17 protein-coding genes are annotated in these 23,649 nt (G+C 60.3%); 4 read left to right on the forward strand and 13 right to left on the reverse strand.

Annotation, left to right across the window (positions count from 1 at the left end; all coding sequences use genetic code 11):
* Positions 1–283: 283 nt before the first annotated feature.
* The gene (locus tag BR48_RS24560; protein ID WP_036814369.1) at positions 284–5,419 is read left to right on the forward strand and encodes a hypothetical protein; all 5,136 of its coding nucleotides are present in this window, start codon (positions 284–286) and stop codon (positions 5,417–5,419) included.
* Positions 5,420–5,468: 49 nt separating this feature from the next.
* Here BR48_RS24560 and BR48_RS0112930 read toward each other — a convergent pair whose 3' ends face one another.
* From BR48_RS0112930 to BR48_RS0112950, 5 genes are all read right to left on the reverse strand, one after another.
* Positions 5,469–5,801, reverse strand: a complete 333-nt coding sequence (locus BR48_RS0112930; protein WP_155810877.1) for a hypothetical protein — start codon at positions 5,799–5,801, stop codon at positions 5,469–5,471.
* A gap of 55 nt (positions 5,802–5,856) precedes the next feature.
* Entirely contained in the window at positions 5,857–6,438 is a 582-nt protein-coding gene (locus tag BR48_RS0112935) for an ABC-type transport auxiliary lipoprotein family protein (protein ID WP_228018108.1), read from the reverse strand.
* A gap of 71 nt (positions 6,439–6,509) precedes the next feature.
* A complete protein-coding gene (locus tag BR48_RS0112940) occupies positions 6,510–7,502 on the reverse strand; it encodes an MlaD family protein (protein WP_027231677.1) in 993 nt (330 codons plus the stop codon).
* Positions 7,503–7,505: 3 nt separating this feature from the next.
* Positions 7,506–8,381, reverse strand: coding sequence for an ABC transporter ATP-binding protein (locus tag BR48_RS24565; RefSeq protein ID WP_051614949.1), 876 nt, complete (start codon positions 8,379–8,381; stop codon positions 7,506–7,508).
* A gap of 23 nt (positions 8,382–8,404) precedes the next feature.
* Positions 8,405–9,580, reverse strand: coding sequence for an ABC transporter permease (locus BR48_RS0112950; protein WP_027231678.1), 1,176 nt, complete (start codon positions 9,578–9,580; stop codon positions 8,405–8,407).
* Between the two features lie 66 nt (positions 9,581–9,646).
* Between BR48_RS0112950 and dgcA the strand changes: the two genes are divergently transcribed.
* A complete protein-coding gene (dgcA, locus tag BR48_RS0112955) occupies positions 9,647–10,630 on the forward strand; it encodes an N-acetyl-D-Glu racemase DgcA (protein ID WP_027231679.1) in 984 nt (327 codons plus the stop codon).
* On the opposite strand, the gene BR48_RS0112960 is transcribed toward dgcA, so the two are convergent.
* The 3 genes from BR48_RS0112960 to BR48_RS0112970 all read right to left on the reverse strand — a co-directional run bounded on the left by BR48_RS0112960 (position 10,627) and on the right by BR48_RS0112970 (position 13,856).
* On the reverse strand, positions 10,627–11,829 hold the full coding sequence (locus BR48_RS0112960; RefSeq protein WP_027231680.1) for an MFS transporter: 1,203 nt from the start codon (positions 11,827–11,829) through the stop codon (positions 10,627–10,629). The genes dgcA and BR48_RS0112960 overlap by 4 nt on opposite strands.
* Positions 11,830–11,950: 121 nt before the next feature.
* The gene (locus BR48_RS24570; protein ID WP_051614951.1) at positions 11,951–13,045 is read right to left on the reverse strand and encodes a glycosyltransferase family 1 protein; all 1,095 of its coding nucleotides are present in this window, start codon (positions 13,043–13,045) and stop codon (positions 11,951–11,953) included.
* The gene (locus BR48_RS0112970) at positions 13,035–13,856 is read right to left on the reverse strand and encodes a UDP-2,3-diacylglucosamine diphosphatase (protein ID WP_027231681.1); all 822 of its coding nucleotides are present in this window, start codon (positions 13,854–13,856) and stop codon (positions 13,035–13,037) included. Before BR48_RS0112970 ends, BR48_RS24570 begins: the two co-directional genes overlap by 11 nt.
* Before the next feature lie 229 nt (positions 13,857–14,085).
* Here BR48_RS0112970 and BR48_RS0112975 point away from each other — a divergent pair, with 229 nt between their 5' ends.
* Both BR48_RS0112975 and BR48_RS0112980 read left to right on the forward strand, forming a co-directional pair.
* Entirely contained in the window at positions 14,086–16,383 is a 2,298-nt protein-coding gene (locus BR48_RS0112975) for an NADP-dependent malic enzyme (RefSeq protein ID WP_027231682.1), read from the forward strand.
* A 91-nt stretch (positions 16,384–16,474) separates the two neighbouring features.
* Entirely contained in the window at positions 16,475–17,533 is a 1,059-nt protein-coding gene (locus tag BR48_RS0112980) for a DUF2865 domain-containing protein (protein ID WP_197030357.1), read from the forward strand.
* Here the strand turns inward: BR48_RS0112980 and gltX are convergent.
* The 5 genes from gltX to BR48_RS0113010 all read right to left on the reverse strand — a co-directional run bounded on the left by gltX (position 17,451) and on the right by BR48_RS0113010 (position 23,628).
* Entirely contained in the window at positions 17,451–18,824 is a 1,374-nt protein-coding gene (gene gltX, locus BR48_RS0112985; RefSeq protein WP_027231684.1) for a glutamate--tRNA ligase, read from the reverse strand. The two genes, BR48_RS0112980 and gltX, sit on opposite strands and share 83 nt — an antisense overlap.
* A gap of 68 nt (positions 18,825–18,892) precedes the next feature.
* A complete protein-coding gene (locus BR48_RS0112990) occupies positions 18,893–20,707 on the reverse strand; it encodes an ABC transporter ATP-binding protein (RefSeq protein ID WP_027231685.1) in 1,815 nt (604 codons plus the stop codon).
* Between the two features lie 364 nt (positions 20,708–21,071).
* Positions 21,072–22,742 carry an NAD+ synthase gene (locus BR48_RS0113000; protein ID WP_027231686.1) on the reverse strand — a complete coding sequence of 557 codons (1,671 nt, stop codon included), beginning with the start codon at positions 22,740–22,742 and terminating at the stop codon, positions 21,072–21,074.
* A gap of 51 nt (positions 22,743–22,793) precedes the next feature.
* The gene (locus BR48_RS0113005; RefSeq protein WP_027231687.1) at positions 22,794–23,144 is read right to left on the reverse strand and encodes a diacylglycerol kinase; all 351 of its coding nucleotides are present in this window, start codon (positions 23,142–23,144) and stop codon (positions 22,794–22,796) included.
* Between the two features lie 49 nt (positions 23,145–23,193).
* Entirely contained in the window at positions 23,194–23,628 is a 435-nt protein-coding gene (locus BR48_RS0113010) for a GFA family protein (protein WP_027231688.1), read from the reverse strand.
* Positions 23,629–23,649: the final 21 nt, after the last annotated feature.

Here is a 23,649-nt window from a genome sequence, read left to right on the forward strand (position 1 = left end):
ATTGGGACGAACGCTTGCAACGATAAATCAACCCGTGTTGCGCCTTCTCGAGTCTATCGAAACAAAGGCAGGGCACAGAGAGGCGGACTGGCTCCGCCGGGAGCACCTGCACCATAAATTTCAGCGACGCCGGCTCCCGTTAACCTTGTGTTTAAACTTTTAAGCATTTGCCGAATCCGTTGTTTCTTTCCAATCCATGTGTCAGTACGATAAAGTAGCGGCGTAATGAGTATGGCGCGGGGGACTTCGCATGTGGTCAACCGCCCAATATTGTGAGGTAAACATGGCCACAGCCCCTAGAAGCAAAGCAGCCAAGACCGAAGACGAACTCGGCCAAGCTCTTGAAAAGGCGCTAGAAATCGATTTCGACGAATCGACGCTCGGCATGGATATGGATCTGTCGCCGATCGACGATGATCTTTTGTCCTTGAGCGACCTCGAAGCCCAGATTTCGCAGGCGGCGCAGGAATTGGCGGCTGAAAAGCACAATTTGACGCCGGATGCCGAACCTGTGCTGGTGGCTGAAACCAAACCTGCCCCTGCTCCCGTTGCCCCTGCCGCAAATGTTGCACCGCTTCCTGCACCAAAGCCGCAGATCAAGGCCGCGAACCCCATTCCCGCAGCGCCGCCGGCCCCGCCCAAGGCGCCTGCCGTGCCGTCGCAGACTTTCAAGCCGGCAAACGACGACCTGTTGCAAAAGGCAACAGCTGCCCGCGCTTCCACGCCCGCCGCACAGATGCCGCGCTCCTATGCGCTGCCAACCGCAATCGTCAGCGTATTATGGGCTGCAGGCGTGCTCGCCGTCGGCAATGCGTTCTTCCCAGGGCTGCGCTCGATCCGCTCATTGTCCGACTTTGCCGCTGCTCCATATGCAATCGGCCTTGCCGTCGCGATCATCGTGCCGATCATGCTGTTCTGGGCCTTTGCCCTCATGGTGCGCCGCGCACAGGAAATGCAGTATGCAGCGCGCTCGATGGCAGAAGCCGCCATGCGCCTGTCAGAGCCGGAAATGCTCTCATCCGATCGCGTCGCGTCACTCGGTCAGGCTGTACGCCGCGAAGTTGCCGCGATGAGCGAAGGCGTCGAGCGCACCTTGGCACGCGCCGTCGAACTTGAGACGCTGGTCCAGACCGAGGTTAACCAGCTCGAACGCGTCTATACGGACAATGAATATCGCATCCGCACCCTCGTCGACCGTCTCGGCGGCGAACGCGAATCCGTCATCGGCCATGCCGAGCGCGTACGCGCCTCGATTTCGAGCGCGCACGAACAGCTCAAGGAAGAGTTGTCGCTCGCCGGCGATGCGCTGCGCGACAACATCGCCAATGCTTCGACAAACCTCACAATGTCGATCAGCCAGTCCGGCGAAGGCCTTATCGATCGGCTTACCCAGAGTGGCCAGGCGATCACGGAGTCCATCGTTTCGCGCTCCGACGATATCTCGCACAAGATCAGCACATCGGGCGAAGCCTTTGCGAATCTTCTGGAAATGCGCATCGCTGCCCTTTCGGAGCAGACTGACGCGGTAAGCCTCAAGCTCGCGGACACCCTTGATGGCCGGACCAGCAGCATGTTGTCGCTGCTCGGCGACGCAACGCAGACGCTGGTCGGCGAATTCGACAATCGCCTTGCCGGTCTCGACGCGACCATCAACGAACGCGGCCGCTCGCTGCTGGCTGAGTTCGAAACCCGCGCCCAGTCGCTCGATACGAGCACCGAACGCCTCAATTCCGCTCTCGAGGCTCGTGCCCGCCAGATCAACGAACAATTGATCGAGCGCACGCGCGACATCGCCAAGACCTTCACGGATGGGCGCGCCTCCATCGACGGCATCGTAGACGAAACCAAGGCGAAGATCGGCAACGACCTGTCGAGCCTTTCGGAATCGGTCGGCAGCCTGCTCTCGACCAATGCAAATGCCTTTGCGGACCGCCTCGCGGAAAATCGCGAAGCGCTCGCTGCCACGCTTTCGGGCGAAACCGAACGCGCAGCTTCGATCATCCGCGAACAGGCGGGCCAGATCGGCGACCACACGTCCAATCTGCGTTCGATCCTCGAAACGAGCACCGCCGCCATCGGCCAGATCATCGACAGTCACGCTGGCTCCCTCGAAGAGCGCACCTCCGGCCTGCGCGCAGCCCTCGACGACAATGACGCCCGTATCGGCGCCACGCTCGAACAGCACGCCAAGGCGATCGAGGACCGCACGTCTGGCATGCATGCCGCCTTCTCGGATACGGATGCCAAGATCCGGGAGACCCTCGAAGAACACGCACGCACCATCGACCTGCGCAGTTCAACCATCGAGGCCGCGATCAACGCCAACGATTCCCGTATCGGCCAGACGCTCGACGCCCATGCCAAGATCATCGACGATCGCACATCCGGCATGCGCGCTGCCTTCGTCGACACGCATTCGAAGATCGCGCAGACCCTCGACCATCACGCCAAGAGCCTCGATGAGCGCAACCGGGAAATCCAGATCGCCCTATCGAGCAGCGATATCAAGCTCGGCGACACGCTGGCAGCGCATACCCAGGCGATCGATGCGCGCAATGCCGAGATCCAGACCACCCTGCTCAATAGCGGTGCACGCATCGACGATACGCTCGGCGGCTTCATCGACTCTGTCGACGATCGCACCAATCGTATCGAATCTGCCCTCGTCAACAGCGATGCGCGGATCAGCGATGTGCTCAATACCCATGCGAGCGCGATCGAGGACCGCACGTCCGGTATCGAGCAGGCTCTGAGCCATAGCGACGAGCGCATCAACCGCACGCTTGCCTCCCACGCCTCGTCCCTCGATGCCCGCGCCGCGGACATCCAGGCCGCGCTGGACAGCACGCATTCGCGCATTGGCGATACGCTTGCCAATCATGCCAGCGATATCGAAGAGCGTACCGTCCGTATCCGTTCGGTGCTCGACGGCAGCAACAATGCCATCGGCAACACCCTCTCCTCGCATATCGCCTCGCTCGAAGAACGTGCATCGGATATCCGCTCGCTCCTCGACAACAGCAACAATGCGATCGGCGGTACGCTTGCCTCGCATATCGGCGCTCTCGAGGCGCGTACCTCCGATATCCGCTCGGTGCTGGACAACAGCAACAACGCAATCGGCAACACGCTCTCGTCGCATATCGGCGCCCTCGAGGCACGCACGGCCGATATCCGTTCCGTGCTCGATGGCAGCAACGGCCAGATCAACGAAACGCTTGCCTCGCATGTCGGCGCGCTTGAAGAGCGGGCGGCAGCGATCCGCGCGCTTCTCGCCGACAGCGACTCGCGCATTGGCGATACGTTGAATGCACATGCAGGCATGCTCGATGACCGCATCGCCTCAATCCGGGCAGCCATGGAACAGGGCAATTCGCTGCTCGGCCAGACCCTGGACGATAAGGCGAGCACGATCAGTGACCGCACGGTTGCGCTGCAGGCTGTCTTGCAGGACAGCGCGGACGTTCTCGCCAAGGCCTTCGAAACGCACGGCGGAACCATCGACGAGCGCACCAACACCATGGAGAACGCACTTTCCATGGGTGTGGAGAACGTTCGCAAGTCGCTCGAACAGAGTGCCTCGGTCGTGGCACGCACGCTGCGTGACAAGATCACCGACGCCGCTGCATCGCTCACCGGCGAGGCCCAGAAGGCTGGAGAGGCTCTCGACGGTCATGGCGAGGCCTTCAGCCAGCGCATGAACGAGAGCCTTGCAGAAACCGAGCGTCGTCTGGGTGAGCGGGCCCGCGAAGCTGCGGCCAATCTTGAAGCTCTGGAAGCCCGCTTCTCGGCAGCAACGGATTCGACCGCGTCGAAGCTCGCCGAAAGCACCCGCGAACTCAACGAGGTTCTCGCCGCCCGTTCGCAGGAGATCCTTGGCATCCTCGACAATACGGCTCAACCGCTGGTCGACAGCCTTGCCGACAATGGCCGCACCCTTGCCTCGCAGCTTGTCGAGGCGACAACTGCAGCAACGGAACGCCTGCGCGTCGAGAATGCCGCGCTTATCAATGCGATCGCCAGCCGCACGGCCGAAACGATCACGGCGGTACAGGCAGCCAAGGCCGGACTTACCGACGACGTCAGCAACCTCATCGACCGTCTCTCCGCTTCGAACGCGAAGCTTGGCGAACTCATCGACATGGCCACCAAGAACCTGGGCGATATCGATGGCCGCTTGCTCGACACGACCACGGCCTTTGCCGAGAATGCGACCAAGGCGGCAGAGTCCTTCCAGACGTCGACACGCCTTATCGACGGCAATCTTGGCAAGCTCTCGAACCTCTCGGAGTCGACGCTCACCGACATCGCCTCGATCGCCAAGCGCTTTGACGAGCATGGCAAGATGCTGAACTCGGCTTCCGAGTTGATCAATGCGTCGCAGTCAAACCTCGCCTCGACCTTCGACGAGCGCCAGGACGCATTGCAGAAGCTTGCGGCCGGCCTCATCTCCAAGTCGGAAAGCATCGAGAAGACCATGCGTTCGTTCGAAACGCTCGTCTCCTCCGCCTTCGACCGCGCCGAAGGCCGCGCCTCGCAGACGACCGAACAAATCCGCAATTCGATTTCCGAAGTGGTGGAACAGGCGTCGCAGAAGTTTGCGACTGCAACGGACGAAATCCGCCGCTCCTCCGCGGCAATCCGCGCGGAACTCGAAGAGACCCGCTCCGAACTGCAGCGCGGCGTCATGGATATGCCAGAAGAGGCCAAGCAATCGACCGCTCAGATGCGCAAGGCCGTTTCCGAGCAGATCAACGCGCTCAAGGAACTCTCTGAAATCGTTCAGAAGTCCGGTCGCCTGACCGATGTTGGTGAAGGCCGCGCCGCACGCACGGCCACCGCTGGCAGGACAACGGCAACCGTCGCCCCGCAGCCGCAGCGCACGCCTCCGGCACCCGCGGCCCAGCCGGCGCCTGCCCCTGCCGCACCGCCTCTGCGCGGCAGCCTCGACGCGCGCGCTGCTGCTCCCCGCCCTGCCGGCAATGGCTGGGTTTCGGATCTCCTTCGCCGCGCTTCGAGCGATGAAGGCCCGTCCGAGCCAAAGGCCAAGGCAACGGAAACGCGTTCCCCCGGCCAGGTCGTGGAATCGCTGAACTCGTTGTCCATCGATATCACCCGCGCCATCGACCACGAAGCGTCCGTGGAACTCTGGCAGCGTTACCGTGCTGGCGAGCGCAACGTCTTTACTCGCCGCCTCTATACGCTGAAGGGCCAGCAGACCTTTGACGAGATCAAGCGCAAGTATCAGGCCGACAGCGAGTTCCGCCGTGCCGTTGATCGTTACATGGATGATTTCGAGCGCCTGCTCGAAGATGTCAGCCGCAACGACCGCGACAATGTCACAACGCAGAATTACCTGACGTCCGATACCGGCAAGGTCTATACGATGCTGGCGCATGCGAGTAACCGCCTGCGCTAAGGTGGGGATAACGTGCAAGTGAAAAAACGCGGCTCTCGGGCCGCGTTTTTTATTGGAGCGTCCGATCTTTATTGTGCAATTTCTGCACTACTGAACCAAGCTTTTCGCGCAAGGCATCGGCGTCGCCCGAGAGCCTTCGGTTCGCATCGGAAAACCGCCCCACCCGCTCCCGCTCGCTATCGAGACTGTGCTGCAGGTCGGCAACCTTCCGTTCAAAGCCGGCAATCAGTTCGCGGCTTTCGGCGTGTATTTCGGTCTTGCCGGCGGTACGGCCCGCGAAGAACGAGCAGGTTATCGCCGTCGATCCCGCAACCGCCAGAAATACCATCTGCGTTACGGATAGATGCCTGACAATTTGCAGAAACGATTGCTGGCGATACATCGGCAATCCAACTTAAAAACAACTGCTGGGCAAATGCATTCGTAAGTTCGAAAAATTAAATGACCGACAGCGTCCATGAGACAACATCGGACGTCACATTATCAAAGGCGCGGTCGAGGGCAGAAATGTAGGCATCGTTGCCCGGTCCGCTGACGGGCGAGGACGATCGGAAAACCCGTGATGCGCGCACAGTGCCGTTCTTGTCGTTCAGGATTCTGATGGCGATTTCGACCACGGCATTGTTGCCGCGCTCGACATCGATATCGAAGGTGCGGACTTCGCTGAGCACCTGATAGTCGATGGCAAGGCCATCGCCGGGGCGCCCGACGCCGCCTAGACGGTGCGTGCTTTCAAAAGCCTGGACAAAGCGCGACTGGACGATGCTCGGGAGTCGGTCCGCCCATTGCGCACCCTTCAAATAGGAAATCGAATGCGGACCTGAGCGCACGACGACGTTTTCGCCATCAAGCGCTTTCAGCGCCGATGGCGCAGCGATGAGAATCTGCCTGCCTTGCTTGCGCGAGGCCGATACGGCAGGCGACGGGCTGGAGAGATCGAACGTGTCAAGTTTCTTGCTGCTGGCGCAGCCAGAAACGGACAAGGCAATAAGTAACGCGGGAACGGTCCTGAAACTCACCAATGCCCCCCAACGAAGCAAAACGAACTGTAAATATCTATTAACCTTCATGCTTTGCGAATCGACCAAAGTCAACGGCGTGTGCGTCCGTCATACTCAGGAACGCTACCGCTACCGCCGAAAATGACCCGCTGCGGATTTTTCTCAAGATCGGTGATCGCCCGCTCGATGCGCTGCACCGACTGGCGGCTCTCATTGACGAGCGACTGAACGTCACGCAGGCCCTGCCCCGAAAAGCGGTTGATATTGTCGGTGATCGGTCCGAGCCGGGCATTCAAATTATCGGCAACCGCGCGATAGGACTTCATCGTCTCACGCGCCTCGCGGACCACGCTGCCGTCCTGATCGGACAATTGCGTGTCGAGCTTGGCAAGCACGCCATCGACGCGCGTCGAAGCGGTGTTGAGCTTGGCCATCATCTCGCGCGCTTCCTTGACGACCGCCTGCACATCCTCGGCACTCTGGCTGAACTTGTCGATGACCTCGGAATTCTTGGCGAGCGCATCGGTGAACTTCTTGGTGTTGTTGACCGTGTCGACCAGCGGTCCCTTGACCTCGGTAATGAAGCTTTCGATCGAACTGACCGCCCCATCCACGCGCTCGAGAATGGTTTGCGCCTTTTGCAGAAGGTTGTTGACCACGGAGGGGTCGGCGTCCATGCGCGCAATCTGCTCGTCCTTGGCTGCCTCCTCAAGGAGGTTCGGCTCGTTGAGCTTGCCGCCCTTGAGTTCGATGAAGGCCTGGCCGGTCAAGCCGGCAAAGCCGAGCGTCGCCTGCGTGGACCGTGTTATTGGCGTTGTCGCATTGACTTCCGTTTGCGCAATCACGGCGTCGGGATTATTGTCGTCGATCGAGAGCTTCTTGACCGTACCGACCTTGATGCCGTTGAACAGCACCTGGCTGCCCTCGGAAAGACCGGTAACCGAGCCGAGAATACGGATTTCGAGCGTCGCTGTCTCGCTGCGATCGCCATAGCGCGCAATCCAGTATACGAACGCGAACGCAAGGGCGCAGATCACAAGCGTGAAAACACCGACCAGAACATAGTTGGCTTTCGTTTCCATGCGTTAGCTTACCTGACCCTTTTGCCCTTGCTCAGATACCGCCGCCGCACGGACGCCTTCTGATCTGCGCTTTGTCTTGCCGTCATTGACGATCTGGCGCGCACGCTTGCCGCGGAAATATTCCTGAACCCACGGATCGTCAAACGCCAACATGTCTTCGATGGTTCCTTCGACAAGAACCTTCTTCTTTCCCAATACAGCGATTCGGTCGCACACCGCGAACAGGCTGTCGAGATCGTGGGTCACCATGTAGACGGTAAGACCCATCGTATCGCGCAGGTTGGCGATGAGTTCGTCGAAATCGGCAGCGCCGATGGGATCAAGGCCGGACGTCGGTTCGTCGAGGAAGACGATCTCGGGGTCGAGCGACAGCGCCCGCGCCAGCGCCGCGCGCTTGATCATGCCGCCGGAGAGTTCGGAAGGAAACTTTTCGGCTGTATCGGGCTTCAACCCGACGAGCTCGATCTTGAGCCGCGCAAGTTCGTCCATCAGCCTTTCGGGAATATCGAGATATTCGCGCATCGGCACCTGGATGTTTTCAAGCACAGTCAGGGACGAGAACAACGCGCCATGCTGGAACAGGACGCCCATGCGCATGTCGACACTGAGTTTCTCCTGATCATTCGCACTGTCGATGTCATGACCGAAAATGCTGATCGTGCCGGATTGCTTCTGGTTGAGCCCCAGGATCGTGCGCATGAGCACGGACTTGCCCGTGCCGGACGCGCCGACGAAGCCCAGAATTTCGCCGCGATAGACATCGAGCGAGAGATTATCGAGTACCTTGGACCGACCAAAGGAAACGCTCACATCCTTGACCGACAGGATGATGTCTCGTTCTTCGGTATTGCCGTTTTCCTGCTGGGCTGTCGGCGTCATTGGGTCTTCTTAAATCTCCGGCTTTAAAAATTGATCGATGCGTAGAATACGGCAAAAATGCCATCGACCACGATCACGACGAAAATGGATTTAACAACAGATGCGGTCACGCGCTGGCCGAGAGACTCGGCGCTGCCACCGACCTTCATGCCCTCGACAGAGGCCATGACGCCGATGATCATGGCCATGAACGGCGCCTTGATCAAGCCCGCAAGATAGCTCGAAATATCAATGGCATCGCGCAGACGCTGAATAAAGGCATCAGGCGGAATACCGGAATAGGCCCAGGTAATGGTCATGGCGCCGGCAAGCGCGGCAAAATCAGCGATGATGGTCAAAAGCGGCAGCGAAATAACCAGCGCGACCAAGCGGGGAAATACCAGCACGCCGACAGGATTGAGGCCGATGACCGTCAGCGCGTCGGTCTCCTCGCGCATTTTCATCGAACCGATTTCGGCAGTGATCGCGCTGCCGGAGCGCCCGGCGATCATGATCGCGGTCAAAAGCACGCCGATCTCGCGCAAAACCAGGATGCCGACGAGATCGACGACGAAAATCTCCGCGCCGAAATAGCGGAGCTGGAATGCGCCCTGCTGCGCGATGATCGCCCCGATGATCGTCGACATCAGCACGACCACCGGAATGGCCCCAATGCCCATGCTGTCGATCTGGTGCACGATCGCCGCAGGGCGAATGCTGCCCCGGCGGCTGCCCTTCATCTGCGCGCCGCGAACGGTAGCGCCGAGTATGTGCATCGATTTGACGAAGTCGTCGCCAAACGCATAGACGTTGCGTCCGATTGCGGCAAAGAAACGTACCGTGAGGGATACATGCTCGGGCGGCGGCGAATCATCAGGCGTGGTCGCAACTTCGCCGACAGCATCGAAGAGCGCGCCCCAGCTTTCCGATTGACCCTCGATCTTGACGTCCTTGCCGGCCTCCTGCAGCGTCGTGCGCAGGCGCTCGATCAGCCACGTTCCTGCCGTATCGAGGAGTTCAATGCCGGAAAGGTCGATCACAAGCTTGGAAATGCTGGTATCGCGCTCGATTTCGCGCATGCGCTCGTCAACACGCCTGACATTGCGGGTTGTCCACGCACCCGATAGCGCAACAGTCGCGCCGTCGCCTTCCTTCTGGAATTCGACGTGGGGCGGCGCGGCGGTAGAAGCACTTGAATTGTTTGCTCTATCGGTCAACATCACACACACATATCGAGTCTCTCGACCGATGTCACTTGAACAATAGTTTCGGATAGGGCCCAAACAATGGCGCTGGAAATTTCGATTTCGGTTGAACGCTGGCCCATTGCCGGAACCTTCACGATCTCGCGTGGATCGAAGACCGAGGCAGCCGTGGTCATCTGCACATTGACGGATGGCCCATTCATTGGAAGAGGCGAATGCGTGCCCTATGCGCGCTATGGCGAGAGCCTCGAATCGGTGTGCGCCGAGATCGAGGCCCTGCGCGGCGCACTGACAAACGGCGCGACACGCGATGACCTGCCGGCCCTGCTCAAGGCCGGCGCCGCCCGCAACGCGGTCGATTGCGCATTGTGGGACCTCGAAGCGAAGCGCAGCGGAACCTCCGTTGTGGCCCTTGCCGGTCTCGCTCCTCTCCAGGAACTGACCACGGCGGTTACGGTGTCGTTCGGCGAAGCCGAAGCGATGGCAGCTTCGGCCAGGAATTTCGCCGACAGGCCCGTGATCAAGGTCAAAGTTGGCGGCGAGAACGATGCGGCGCGCATTGCGGCGGTGGCGGCGGCAGCGCCGGCCAGCCGCATTATCCTCGACGCCAACGAGGGCTGGACCGACGCCAATATCATTGAAAACATGCTGGCGGCCGCGAAGGCCGGCGCCGTGCTGATCGAGCAACCGCTGCCCGCTGGAAAGGATGCGATCCTTTCCAGGATACCGCACCCGGTTCCGATCTGCGCCGATGAAAGCGCGCACGGCACCGACGATCTTCCCGCCCTGATCGGCCGCTATGACAGCATCAACATCAAGCTCGACAAGACGGGCGGCCTGACGGAAGCGCTGCACATGCAAAGAAGCGCCCGCGCGCTTGGATTTGGCGTCATGGTCGGCTGCATGGTCGGAACCTCGCTCGCAATGGCACCAGCGATGCTGGTCGCCCAGGACGCGGATTTTGTCGATCTGGACGGTCCGTTGATTCTCAAGGAGGATCGAGAGCCGGGTCTGGTGTTCGAGGGCAGCCGGGTTTTCCCGCCGAGCCGTAATCTCTGGGGCTAATTTTGCCTCTGTTCCAGCCGCAGAGACACGCCCGCAAGCACAAGACCGCAGGCGGCCAGCGCAACCATCACATAGAAGCCGTAAATTTCCGTCCTGGCATAGAGCGGCCCCGAAACCATCGTGGCGATGGCCAGCGAGGTTCCGATGAAGAATGTCGACAGCCCCTGGGCGGTGCCGCCGCGTTCCTCGGGGATCGTCAGCGCAATCATCTTCTGCATGCCGAGAAATGAGAGCGCGAATGAGAAAGCGTGGAGACTCTGGATGAGAAAGAAACCCGCCACACCCAATCCCGAAGGGGCGACCAGCGGAAACGCGGCCCATCGAAACATGGCAAAGGCCGAGCCGATCATCAGCACCCGCGCAGGGTGAAGCTTTCCGAAAAGGCGTCGAAACATCGTGAACATGATCACTTCGGCAACAACGGAGATCGACCATAATGCGCCGATCACCGTTTCGCCAATTCCGATCGACTTCCAGTAGATCGCAGAGAAACTGTAGCCATAAGCATGGCTGGCCTGCGTAATGCCGGTTGCGATCAAAAAGGTGACGAAGGCGGGACGACGTAGCGCCCTGCCCGCATCGGCAATATCGACATCCGAAAGCGGCGAGAGCCGGCGCGGCTTGCCGATGCGCGGGACGACGAAGCTCATGGCGCATGCGGCAATGAGTGTGGCCAGCAGAGCCGATGGGATGATCCACTCGCCGAAATACTGGATGAAGACGCCGCCGGCGAAGGAGGCAAGCAGAAAGGAGATCGAGCCCCAAACCCGCATCTTCGCAAAGTCGGCTCCATAACGGCGCACGCCGGAGAGCGCAATCGTATCGGCGAGCGGCACTTGCGATGTCCATGGCGGCGCCAGCATCAGCGACACAATCAATATGCCGGCAAAGCCGAAGGGAACGAAATAGAAGGCGGCGACGATGACCGCAAGGACGGTTGCTGTCGTCAGGATATGCGCCCGGTCGTTGGACCGGTCGGCGAGCATTGAAACAAGCGGCGCGGCGATGACGCGCACGAAAAGCGGCATGGAAAGGACGATCGAAATCTCGGTCGGTGTCAGCGCCCGGTATTCGAGCCACAAGGGAAAATACGGCAGGTGCAGGCCGCTCGAGGCGAAGATGGCGAAATAAGCGAGAGCCACCCGCAGCTCAAAGCGAGGCGGCTTGTCGAGACCCGGATCCGCAGAGGCGGTGATCATTGCAGGACTTTCGGAAGAACGAAGACGGCTGGGGAGAATCGCAATCATGATCCGCCCGCGCCACGCACCTATCACGAAATACTGCACCCGCCTAGAAATGCTCGCGATAATTGTGGGAGTTCTATAGGTCCGACGGTTGCCGCGCCGGGACCGCGCGCTTGCGGCCTATCCATCTGGCGACAGCTTCGCGCGAAGGAACGATCTCCGTCAGCGCGCTTTCGAAGATATCGGCGCAAGCCTCCCAACTGAAGCTTCTGAGCCGATCATCGGGATCGACTTTGCCCATCGCCAGCGCGCCGAGCGCGGCTTCGTTGAGATCATCGGAAAGGACGCCGGCGCCCGAGACGCCAATCACATCCTTCGGACCTGGGACCGGATAGCCGGCCACGGGCACGCCACAGGCGATCGCTTCGAGCAGCACGAGCCCGAACGTGTCAGTGCGGCTCGGGAAGACGAACACGTCCGAACCCGCATAGTAGCGCGCCAATTCCTCACCCTCCTTCTTGCCGGCAAAAACCGCATCCGGATATTTGCGTTTGAGCTCCGGCAAACTCGGCCCGTCACCGACGACGAGCTTCGTTCCTGGCAGTTCGAGCGTCAGAAAGGCTTCGAGGTTCTTCTCCGGCGCGACCCGCCCGACGCACAGGAAGATCGGCCGGTTAAGTTTGAGATCGACCGGCTGGGGACGGAAGAGCTTGCGATCGACGCCGCGGGTCCAGACCTTCAGCGTCTTGAAACCGCGCGCGGAAAGTTCGTCGTTGATCGATTGCGTCGGCACGAGACAGGTTTCGGCAGCATTGTGAAAGCGGCGCAGGAAGGCATAGGTCCAGGCCAGCGGCACCGGCAGGCGCTCGCGCAGATATTCGGGAAAGCGCGTGTGGAAGCTGGTCGTGAACCGCCAACTATTCCTGAGGCAGGCACGTCGCGCCATGATGCCCAGTGGACCTTCCGTCGCGATATGGACGAAAGCCGGCTGCAGCGCCTCGATGCGCGCTTTCACGGCATGCGGAAGCGTCAGCGCCAGGCGAATTTCCGGGTAGGTCGGGCACGGAGCCGAACGATAGTCGGCCGGCGAGATGATCGTTACGTCGAAGCCGCGCGCCTCCATTTGCTCGCGCAGCTTCGTCAGGGTACGTACGACCCCATTGACCTGGGGATGCCAGGCGTCCGAAACGATAACGAGCCGTTTGGGCTGAACGCTTGGCTCAGGCCGCATTCGCCGCCTTGGGGCGCTTGTCATCGAGGCGGATGACCGGTGCAAATCCAGCCTGTTCACCGATCAGGTGCGTCCACGACAGGAGTTCCATGCGGCCGTCAAAATGCTCGACGATGGCCGTGCAGCTCTCCACCCAGTCGCCGGTATTGATATATTCGATACCGTCGATCTGCTCGATGGTTGCGTGGTGAATGTGCCCGCAGATGACACCGTCAGCGCCGATGCGGCGCGCTTCATCGGAAACGACCGTCTGGAACGAGCCGATGAAATTGACCGCCTTCTTGACCCGGAATTTCGCCCAGGCCGAGAACGACCAGTAGCGCAGGCCGAGCATGCGCCGCACCTTGTTCATGATGGTGTTGATCGCGAGGGCCGCGTCATAGGCCCAGTCGCCGAGATAGGCGATGTGGCGGGCGTTGCGCACCACTACATCGAACTGGTCGCCGTGAATGACGAGGAACTTTCGTCCATCCGCGGTCTCGTGCATCGTCCGGTCCATGACCTCGATGCCACCGAAATGGGTGCCCTGGAAATCGCGCAGGAACTCGTCATGGTTGCCGGCGATGTAGAGGATGCGCGCGCCCTTGCGGCTCTTGCGCAGCAGCTTTTGCACGATATCATTGTGCTCCTGCGGCCAGTGCCAGCTGCGGCGCAGGCGCCAGCCATCGACGATATCGCCGACGAGATAGATCGTATCGGCATCATGATACTTCAGGAAATCCAGAAGAAAACTGGCTTTCGCACCTTTCGAACCGAGATGGACATCGGAAAGAAAAAGAGTGCGGAATTTGCGGGCCTCGTTCTCGACCATGATGCTGATCTCCGTTCAGCGCTGACGCGGGGGCGTCCGGTTGCGCTGACACAAACCCGATTCATGTCACAATCATATGACGGTGCGGAAAACTGCATGTTTTCGGACGATAAACACTTGTAACAAAATGGACTTCATTTATGCGTCTGGATGTTATTCAAGCATGCTAGAAATGCCTGAACTGATGATTTGTGAACGCGCCGCACCAATTTCCGGAAGGACCCGCTCCATGGCCAACGACAAAACGCCCAGCAGCTCTGACCTCGATGAAAGCGCGCTGTTCTACCACCGCTTTCCTCAGCCGGGTAAGCTGGAAATCCAGGCCACCAAGACGCTCGGCAACCAGCGCGATCTCGCGCTCGCCTATTCCCCCGGCGTTGCCGCGCCATGTCTTGCCATTCACGAAGACCCGGCAACCGCCGCTGACTATACGAGCCGCGCCAACCTCGTAGCCGTGGTTTCCAACGGAACGGCGGTGCTTGGCCTTGGCAATATCGGCCCCCTCGCCTCCAAGCCCGTCATGGAAGGCAAGGCGGTACTCTTCAAGAAGTTCGCCAATATCGACGTCTTCGACATCGAGATCGACGCCAAGGAAATCACCCGCATTGTCGACGTCGTCTCCGCGCTCGAACCGACCTTCGGCGGCATCAATCTCGAAGACATCAAGGCGCCGGAATGTTTCGAGGTCGAGGAACAACTGCGCGCCAAGATGAACATCCCTGTCTTCCATGACGACCAGCACGGCACCGCCATCATCGTCGCCGCTGCAATCCTCAACGGCATGGAGCTTGCCGGCAAGGACCTTTCCAAGATCAAGATCGTTGCCTCGGGCGCCGGCGCTGCCGCCCTCGCCTGCCTCAATCTTCTCGTGAAGCTTGGTGCCGACCGCAACAACATCTGGGTCTGCGACATTGACGGCGTTGTTTACGAGGGCCGCAATACGCTTATGGACCGCTGGAAATCGGTCTATGTGCAGAAGACCGATGCCCGCGTCCTAGCCGATGTCATCGGCGGGGCGGACGTCTTCCTCGGCCTTTCTGCTGCAGGCGTGCTCAAGCCAGAGCTTCTCAAGCAGATGGCGCCGAACCCGCTGATCATGGCGCTCGCCAATCCGACACCGGAGATCATGCCGGAGGAAGCCCGCGCCGCGCGCGCCGACGCGATGATCTGCACCGGCCGCTCCGATTTCCCAAACCAGGTCAACAACGTCCTTTGCTTCCCCTATATCTTCCGCGGCGCGCTCGACTGCGGCGCGAGGGCGATCAACGAAGAGATGAAGATGGCCGCCGTCCAGGCCATCGCGGCGCTCGCCCGCGAAGAACCATCCGACGTTGCTGCCCGCGCCTATTCAGGCGAGACGCCGACCTTCGGACCGAATTACCTCATTCCCTCGCCCTTCGACCCCCGCCTCATCTTGCGCATCGCCCCGGCCGTCGCCAAGGCAGCCATGGATACCGGCGTCGCCGAGCGTCCGATCGACGACTTCGATGCTTATCTTGACCGCTTGAACCGCTTCGTCTTCCGGTCCGGACTGATCATGAAGCCGATCTTCACGAAGGCGAAAACGGCCGAGAAGAAGCGCGTGATCTATGCCGATGGCGAGGACGAACGCGTCCTGCGCGCCGCACAGGTCGTGCTCGAGGAAGGGATTGCGCTGCCGACGCTGATCGGACGCCCGCAGGTGATCGAGACGCGCCTCAAGCGCTACGGCCTGAAGATCAAGGTCGGCAAGGACTTCGATATCATCAACCCCGAGGACGATCCGCGCTACCGCGATTACGTCGATCTTCTGGTCAAGCTCACCGGGCGGCGCGGCACCACCCCGGAAGTGGCGCGCACCATGGTTCGCGCCAGCAGCACCGTCATTGCGGCGCTCGCCATCGTGCGCGGCGAGGCCGACGCCATGATCTGCGGGCTTGAAGGACGTTTCGAGCGGCATTTGCGCAATGTCGACCAGATCATCGGCAAGCTTGAAGGCATCCGCAATTTCTCGGCGCTCAGCCTGCTTATTTCGCAGCGCGGCGTTCTCTTCCTCACCGACACCTATGTGAGCATCGATCCGACCGCCGAGGAGATCGCCGAAAAGACCGTGCTGGCGGCGAGCGAAATCAGCCGCTTCGGCATCGAGCCAAAGGCGGCCTTGCTGTCGCATTCGAATTTCGGCTCGCGCGATTCCGAAAGCGCCGCAAAGATGCGCCATGCATCCGAACTGCTCCGTGCCAAGGCACCGCATCTCGAGCAGGACGGCGAAATGCATGGCGATTCGGCGCTGTCGCAGGTGCTTCGCGAACGCGTGCTGCCGCATTCGCGGCTGAACGGCGAGGCCAATCTCCTCGTCTTCCCCAATCTCGATGCTGCGAACATCACGCTCAATGTGGTCAAGAGCGTTACCGACGCGCTCCATGTCGGGCCGATCCTGCTCGGCGCTGCCAAGCCGGCCCATATCCTGACGCCTTCCGTGACATCGCGCGGCATCGTCAACATGACTGCGCTTGCCGTGGTGGAGGCATCACAGCGCGTTGATTGAGACAGGGACCGTCTTATTGCTGCCGCATGGCCGTGGATGGTTCAGGCGCATTCGCACCCGTCGAATGCCCCTGAACTTTCCGGACCGCCTCATGCATCGGACACGCCAATCTGCCATCATCGCCGCGGCCGCAATTCTCGCGACGGCCCCGCTTGCTTATGCCAATTCCGACAATTGCGTGCGGATGCAGGAACGTCTCGACCAATTGAACAGAAATGCCGATGTCGACGACTACGAGTTGCAACTGCGCCGCGACCGCGTGGTGGCTGCGCTCGATGCCAATGACTGCCCCATCATTGACTCGCCCATTCACGATGAGCCGCATTACGACGTGCCGCTGCGCGATCAACCAATACCCGACTATCCGGTACACGAGGCACCCCAGCGCGATTACCCGCTGCGTGACACGCCGCGGCGTGCGACTGCCGCGCCTTCCTATGAGATTTACGGAACCGAGCCGGAACCTGTCGAGCCGGAAATGAGCACGGCCCCCGTCTCCGGCGGACGTTACCAGACGCTGTGCGTGCGCAGTTGCGACGGCTATTATTTCCCGATCTCCTACGATACGGGTGCGGAGAATTTCGCGCGCGATCAAGCGCAATGCCAGTCTCAATGTACCGGCGCGAAACTGTTTTATCGGCCGACCGAGAATCAGGACCCCGCCGCGATGATTTCGCTGCGCGGCGATGCCTACCGGAGCACGCCGAACGCCTTCAAATTCCGCAAGGTCGGCGCCAATGGAACGCCGCAATGCAGCTGTCAAAAGACGGCCGGCGACTTCAAGGCACTCGGCGATCCGAGGAAAGTGGCAGCGCCAACGCCCAAACCTGCTATAGCCGAGCCGGCCAAGCCGGCCGTACCACGGGTCGAGACCGCGACGCCTGCCGAGGCTGCAAAGCCATCAGCCCAACCGCAAGAGACGAAGACCGAGCCTGCCGTTACCGCCGGCGAGCCCGCGACGCAGGCCTCCTCGATTATTCAGCTCGGGGAACCAGAGGCGAAAAAAACCGAGGTGGAGAAACCGAAGCCGCTCACCGAAGACAAGCCGATCGATCCCAACCGCAAGGTCAGGGTCGTCGGGCCAACGTTCCTTCCCGACCAAAAAGGGGCAGCAGATCCGCAAGTTCCGGACCAGAAGTCAGCCCGGTAAGCGCGATGCGCAGCGGCATGAACAGGCCCTTGCCCTTGCGCCCGCTTTGATCCTTGACCGCATCGGTCCACTGTTTCCAGGTCTCGCGGCTCCAGGGCTCGGCCGGCAGCAGGTCGAAGGCGGCGCGCACGAAATCAATATCCTCCGCGGCCACAGCCACATCCGTTGCGGGCCCCTCGTTCACGATCGTCCACCAGGCGGCGGCATCTGAAACCTTCGAAAGGTTGCCGCGCACGGCGAGCCAGAAGGCTCCCGCCCGGTCGCCCTTAATGCCAAGCGCTGCGAGCCGTTCACTGACTTCCTCGAAAGGCATCGCATGGATCAGGGCACGGTTGAGCGCATCGAGATCGGCAGGATCGAATTTCGAAGCGGATTTCGATGTCGCAGCCGGATCGAAAATCGCGGCCAGCGAAGCCATGTCCGGCACTGCGGTAACATTTTCCGAGGTGCCGATCAGCACGGCAAGGCTCGCCACCGCCATCGGCTCGTAGCCATCGCGGCGCAGGCTGCCGATCGACAATGCGCCGGTGCGCTTGGAAATGCCTTCGCCAGACGCCGTCGTCAGGAGATTGATATGGCCGAGCGCCGGAACCTTCGCGCCCAGCGCCTCGATGATCGAGATCTGGACGCCGCTATTGGTGATGTGGTCATTGCCGCGGATGATATGGGTAATGTCCATGTCGATATCATCGACCACCGAAGTAAAGGTATAAAGATAGGTCCCGTCCTCACGCACAAGGACCGGATCGGACAGCGAGGAGAGATCGACGGTTTCGCGGCCGCGCACCAGATCGTCCCAATGAACCTCGGTGCGTGCTATCGCAAACGGATCGTCTTTGAAATTCGGCAGCAGAAAACGCCAGTGCGGCCGGCGACCCTCGGCCTCGAGCTTTTCCCGATCGGCCGCGGTCAGCTTCAACGCCTCGCGGCCATAGATCGGCGGCAGCCGGCGCGCCAGGCGCAGCTTGCGCTTGCGCTCGAGTTCCTCGGCGGTCTCGTAGCACGGATAAAGGACGCCCGCGGCCTTGAGTTTTTCGGCAGCAGCGTCATAGAGCGGAATGCGCTTCGACTGATATTCGATGCGCACTGGCTCAATGCCGAGCCAATCAAGATCGGCGATCGTTGCCTCGGCATATTCCGTCTTCGAACGCACGGTATCCGTATCGTCGAACCGCAGGATGAACTGCCCCTTGTTCTGCAGCGCGAACAGCCAGTTGAACAAGGCGATGCGTGTGTTGCCGATATGGATGAAGCCGGTCGGAGACGGTGCAAAACGGACAATGGTGGTCATTGGTGGGGCATATCGGATGGCGCCTGCAATGGCAATATGGGCCGCGATTGCGCGCGGCCCATATTTCTTTAGTCCTCGTTGAGAACGAGGCCCTTCGTCAACTCCAGCGCCTGCCGTTCGAACAGACTGCGGTAGATGCCGCCCCCGAGACGGATCAGCGCCTCGTGGTTGCCCTCCTCGACGATCTTGCCGTGGTCGAAGACCAGCAGCCGGTCAAGCGAGCGCACCGTGGAAAGACGATGCGCAATGACGAGCGTCGTCCGTCCCTGCATCAACCGCTCCATCGCCTGCTGGATCAGCACTTCGGATTCTGAATCGAGGCTCGATGTCGCCTCGTCCAGAATGAGGATCGGTGCATCCGCAAGGAACGCCCTGGCGATCGCCACACGCTGCCGCTCGCCGCCCGAAAGCTTGACACCACGCTCGCCGACGAGCGTGCTGTAGCCCTTGGGCAGCGCCGAGATGAACTCATGCGCGCTTGCCTGCCGCGCCGCTTCCTCGATCTCCTCCTGCGAAGCACCGGGACGGGCATAGGCGATGTTTTCCGCCAGCGTCCGGTGAAACAGGATCGGCTCCTGCTGCACGATGGCGATCTGCTGGCGCAGCGACGCCTGCCGCACCTCGGCGATATCCTGACCGTCGATCAGAATCCGGCCCGCCTTCACGTCGTGCAGCCGCTGGATCAGCTTGACGAATGTCGTCTTGCCCGACCCGGAATGACCGACGAGTCCCACCCGCTCGCCCGCCCGGATCGTCACCGAGAACCGGTCATAGAGCGGCAGGCGATGTGCGCCGTAGAGAAAGGTGACGTTGTCGAACTCGATTCTACCATCGGTGATGACAATCGGCTTTGCACCTGGACGATCCTCGATGCCGAGGCGTTGACTCTGGATATCAACCAGTTCCTCCATGTCGTTGATCGAGCGCTGCAAGTTGCGAATGTGCATCCCGACTTCGCGCAAGTATCCTTGCAGGATGAAGAACGACGTCAGCACGAAAGTGATGTCACCGGCGCTGGCATTTCCGTCTGCCCAGAGGATAAGCGCAAAACCGATCACCGCCGCCCGCAGAAAGAGCAGCATCGTGCCTTGTGTCGTCCCGTTCCACGTCCCCCTGATCCAGGTGCGCGCCGTCCGGTCCTTCCACTTGTCCAGAACCTTGACGAGACGCGCATCCTCGCGGCTTTCCGCGCCAAAGCCCTTAACCACCATGTTGCAGCTGACGGCGTCCGCAAGCGAACCGCCGAGCTTCGTATCCCAGCGATTGGCAAGGCTTGCCATCGGCGCGACGAAGCCGAGCGACATCATCACCGTGACAGTGACGAAAACCAGCGAACCTATGCCGATAATGACACCCATCAGCGGCCAGTACCAGGCCATCAGGATCGTCGATCCTGCGAGCATGATGATCGATGGGAACAAGGCCAGCAGCAGCGTATCGTTAAGCAGGTCGAGCGCCCACATGCCGCGCGTTACCTTGCGCACGGTCGATCCGGCAAAGCTGTTCGCGTGCCAGTCCGTCGAGAAACGCTGAATGCGATAGAATGCACCGGACGCGATGTCGGTCATCATCTTCAAGGTCAGGTGCGTCACGGCAACGAAGGTGACATGCCTGAGAATGATCGCGCCGAGCGACAGGGCAAGAAGCGCCCCGAACGCCGCCATTGCCGCATTCCAGACAATTTCCTCACGGGCGTGCCCGTTGACGACGGCATCGACGAGCCGGCCGGAATAGAGCGGCGTCAATACGTCGGCAAGGGTCGAAAGCATGACCGCCCCGGCGATAATGCCCACGCGCACCGGCTGTTTTTGCCAGTGGTGCCAGGTGAATCCGAGAACGGCGCGGAATGCTCCCCCGCGCAGGTTGAAACGCAAAAAATTCATGACAATGTCCGGCGCCCAATTGCACCGGCCTCACAGATAATCAGGAACGAGCTTGCCGTGTAGTGGATAGGAATCAGTACGGCAGAAGTGATTTGGCGACTTGCCCGAATACGGGAATGGCCAATGTCGGCGATGGGTTACCTTGACATGTGAAGGTAATTGAAAAGCCTCGTGGGCTTTTCCGCATCACGTGTCAGGAACGAACGCCGCCCCGCGGGGACATATGGAAAACTGTCATTCGAAAACCTCCCGGTCTTCATTGCCGGACTTGGGCTTATAGGTGAATCGCTTTCGCGCGCCAAGCACCAATTTTTTCAACTTCGCGTGTTTGCGACATAGGTGAGGCGCGCTTGCAACAGTTGCCTCAGCGATCCCGGAATCGATTGGTGATCGGATAGCGGCGGTCCCGGCCGAAATTCTTCCTGGTGACCTTCACACCCGGAGCCGATTGCCGGCGCTTGTATTCGGCGATGTAGAGAAGGTGCTCGATCCGCTCGACTGTCGCCCGATCGTGACCGCGCTCCACGATTTCATCGACGCTCATCTCGTTCTCGACCAGCGATTCCAGAATATCGTCGAGAACGGGATAGGGCGGCAGCGAGTCCTGGTCGGTCTGGTTTTCACGCAGTTCGGCCGACGGCGCCTTGCTGATGATGTTGACCGGAATGACCTCGCCCGATGGCCCGAGGCCACCGGCGGGAACGTTCTTGTTGCGCCACTCGGACATGGCGTAGACCTGCATCTTGTAGAGGTCCTTGATTGGATTATAGCCGCCGTTCATGTCGCCATAGAGCGTGGCATAGCCGACCGACATCTCCGACTTGTTGCCCGTCGTCACCACCATCGAGCCGAACTTGTTGGAGATCGCCATCAGGATTGTACCGCGGGCGCGGCTTTGCAGGTTTTCCTCGGTGATCCCTTCCTTGGTGCCTGCGAAAATCGGGCCCAGCGCCTTGAGAAAACCCTCCACCGGCTCGAAGATCGGCACGATGTCGTAGCGGCAGCCGAGCATGCGGGCACAATCCTCGGCATCCTTCAGCGAATCCTTCGACGTATAGGCATAAGGCATCATCACCGCGCGCAAGCGTTCTTCGCCCAGGGCATCGACGGCAAGCGCGGCGCAGATCGCCGAATCGATGCCGCCGGAAAGCCCGAGCACGACATCCTTGAAGCCGTTCTTGTTGACGTAGTCGCGCAGGCCGAGCATGCAGGCGCGGTAATTGGCCTCTTCGCCTTCTGGGATGCGCGACATTGGACCTTCGCCGCACGACCAGCCGTCCGCGCCCCGCTTCCAGGTCGTCACCATCAGTTGCTCTTCGAACTGCGACATCTGGAAGGCCAGGTTCTTGTCGGAATTGAAGGCAAAGGAGGCGCCGTCGAAAATGAGATCGTCCTGGCCGCCGAGCTGATTGGCGAAGATAAGGGGCAACCCCGTCTCGATCACCTGGCGCAGCGCCACCTGATAGCGAACGTCGACCTTGCCGCGATAATAGGGCGAGCCATTGGGAACGCAGAGAATCTCCGCACCGCTCTCCGCCAGCGTTTCGCAGACACCGAGATCACCCCAGATATCCTCGCAGATCGGAACACCGATCCGCACGCCGCGGAAGTTCACTGGGCCCGGCATCGGACCGGCTTGGAACACGCGCTTCTCGTCAAACTCGCCATAATTCGGCAGGTCCACCTTGAAACGCTCGGCGATGACCCTGCCCTCATCCAGCACCATGACGGCATTGTGCAGGCCCGATGGCCGTTTCAACGGAATCCCGATAATCACCCCCGGACCGCCATCCGCCGTATCGGCAGCAAACTCGTTCACCGCCTTCTCGCAGGCATCTATGAACGAACGCTTCAGAACAAGATCTTCCGGCGGATAGCCTGAGATAAATAGCTCGGTGAAGAGGATCAGATCGGCGCTCTGCCGCGCAGCGTCGGCGCGCGCCTCACGGGCTTTGGCAAGATTTCCTTTGATATCGCCGAGCACTGGGTTGAGCTGAGCGATAGCGATGCGGAGAATGTCAGTATTTTTGCTCATAATGAACATATATCGTTTCGTTGCAGGCGAGGCAAGGCGGGCGCGCTCTTCCTAGGCAAAAAACACGCTCCAGAGCGTATAGATCCAGACGGCGGCCACAAGGATAACCGAGATGAGCACGGCGAGCGATCCACAATCCTTGGCGATCTGGATCTCCCTGTGAAAATCAAGCGAAACGGCATCGCAGGCAGCCTCGATGCCGGTATTGAGCACCTCGATCAGGATCAGGAACAGCACCGATCCGGTCAATAGCAGAAAGGCAAGTCCCGAAGGCGCAATGAAGGCGGCAACCGGTATCGAGATGAAGAAGAGAGCGAGTTCCTGTTGAACCGCCTTTTCATGCATGGCCAAATGTTTCAAAGCCCGCATGGAATTGATGAATGCCAGTACCAGCCGATGCATGCCTCACCCTCATTTGTCCGCACAAGCTTTAGAGCGAGTTCGGCCAAGGTCAATCCCCGGGTGTCTCATTGACGGCTACGACAACGCCGCCGCCGCTCTTCTCGTATTGGGGCAGATGATCCTCGATGGCATAGTAATCGCCCTTATCGGCGACAAAGATATGGCATTCGCCTCGCAGACTGGTTGGCTCCTCGAATGCGCCGGCCATGACGGAAATATGATCGAGATCGCGATGCTTCCAGAACAGCGCCGAGCCGCAATTCCTGCAAAAGCCGCGCCGGGCGAAAGCGCTCGCCTCGTACCAGCTGAGGTTCTCTTCGCCCGAAATGCTGATCGCATCGTTCCCAACATTGGTCGCAGCATAAAAATGTCCCGACTGCTTGCGGCATTGCGAGCAATGGCAATAGACGACCCCGCGCAGTTCCCCCCTCGCCTCAAAATGGACCCTGCCGCAAAGGCACGATCCTTTATGCGTTTCCCTCATGCCCATACCTCCCGATGATTG

The sequence above is a fragment of the Phyllobacterium sp. UNC302MFCol5.2 genome (assembly GCF_000686005.1).
Classification (GTDB): Bacteria; Pseudomonadota; Alphaproteobacteria; order Rhizobiales; family Rhizobiaceae; genus Phyllobacterium; species Phyllobacterium pellucidum.

What these genes read in the sequence shown, in the direction of transcription:
- BR48_RS0113005 (WP_027231687.1), bottom strand. Translation starts at nt 23,144, where the DNA reads ATGCATCGGCTGGTACTGGCATTCATCAATTCCATGCGGGCTTTGAAA.
- BR48_RS0112970 (WP_027231681.1), bottom strand. Translation starts at nt 13,856, where the DNA reads ATGGTCGAGAACGAGGCCCGCAAATTCCGCACTCTTTTTCTTTCCGAT.
- BR48_RS24565 (WP_051614949.1), bottom strand. Translation starts at nt 8,381, where the DNA reads ATGACGCCGACAGCCCAGCAGGAAAACGGCAATACCGAAGAACGAGAC.
- BR48_RS24570 (WP_051614951.1), bottom strand. Translation starts at nt 13,045, where the DNA reads ATGCGGCCTGAGCCAAGCGTTCAGCCCAAACGGCTCGTTATCGTTTCG.
- BR48_RS24560 (WP_036814369.1), top strand. Translation starts at nt 284, where the DNA reads ATGGCCACAGCCCCTAGAAGCAAAGCAGCCAAGACCGAAGACGAACTC.
- BR48_RS0112980 (WP_197030357.1), top strand. Translation starts at nt 16,475, where the DNA reads ATGCATCGGACACGCCAATCTGCCATCATCGCCGCGGCCGCAATTCTC.
- BR48_RS0112930 (WP_155810877.1), bottom strand. Translation starts at nt 5,801, where the DNA reads ATGTATCGCCAGCAATCGTTTCTGCAAATTGTCAGGCATCTATCCGTA.
- gltX (WP_027231684.1), bottom strand. Translation starts at nt 18,824, where the DNA reads ATGACCACCATTGTCCGTTTTGCACCGTCTCCGACCGGCTTCATCCAT.
- BR48_RS0113000 (WP_027231686.1), bottom strand. Translation starts at nt 22,742, where the DNA reads ATGAGCAAAAATACTGACATTCTCCGCATCGCTATCGCTCAGCTCAAC.
- BR48_RS0112990 (WP_027231685.1), bottom strand. Translation starts at nt 20,707, where the DNA reads ATGAATTTTTTGCGTTTCAACCTGCGCGGGGGAGCATTCCGCGCCGTT.
- dgcA (WP_027231679.1), top strand. Translation starts at nt 9,647, where the DNA reads ATGGCGCTGGAAATTTCGATTTCGGTTGAACGCTGGCCCATTGCCGGA.
- BR48_RS0113010 (WP_027231688.1), bottom strand. Translation starts at nt 23,628, where the DNA reads ATGAGGGAAACGCATAAAGGATCGTGCCTTTGCGGCAGGGTCCATTTT.
- BR48_RS0112950 (WP_027231678.1), bottom strand. Translation starts at nt 9,580, where the DNA reads ATGTTGACCGATAGAGCAAACAATTCAAGTGCTTCTACCGCCGCGCCG.
- BR48_RS0112975 (WP_027231682.1), top strand. Translation starts at nt 14,086, where the DNA reads ATGGCCAACGACAAAACGCCCAGCAGCTCTGACCTCGATGAAAGCGCG.
- BR48_RS0112940 (WP_027231677.1), bottom strand. Translation starts at nt 7,502, where the DNA reads ATGGAAACGAAAGCCAACTATGTTCTGGTCGGTGTTTTCACGCTTGTG.
- BR48_RS0112960 (WP_027231680.1), bottom strand. Translation starts at nt 11,829, where the DNA reads ATGATCACCGCCTCTGCGGATCCGGGTCTCGACAAGCCGCCTCGCTTT.